This window comes from Halorubrum sp. SP3 (genome assembly GCF_005435195.1).
Taxonomy (GTDB): domain Archaea; phylum Halobacteriota; class Halobacteria; order Halobacteriales; family Haloferacaceae; genus Halorubrum; species Halorubrum sodomense.
In genome coordinates, this window is sequence record NZ_SGTU01000465.1 from 1 (window position 1) to 369 (window position 369).

Genomic DNA, 369 nt, shown 5'->3' on the forward strand with positions numbered 1-369 from the left:
TCGCCGCCGGCATCTTCTCGCTCTCCGGCACCGCCGTCGCGGCGATCGGCTCCAGCGCCGTCATCGCGTTCGTCATCGCGGCCGTCATCGCCGGGGTCACCGCCGCCGGGTACTCGGAGTTCGCCTCGATCTACTCCGAGAACGGCGGGGGGTACCTGTTCTCCTCGCGGACCTTCGAGAACGACGCGCTCGTCTACGCCATCGGCGCGATGCTCTTCCTCGGCTACACCGGGACGACGGCGTTCTACCTCGCGACGATGGACGAGTGGTTCTTCAGGTTCGTGCTCCCGGAGGCGTTCCACGTCCTCCCGCACGGGACGACGGGAGTGCTCGCCGCGTTGCTCCTCGGGACGCTGAACGCCCGGGGGA

Annotated in this window: 1 pseudogene; it reads left to right on the top strand. The window is 69.1% G+C overall.

The features are described from left to right. Positions 1 to 369 (top strand): annotated as a pseudogene (locus EXE42_RS17260) (amino acid permease); the annotation flags it as partial.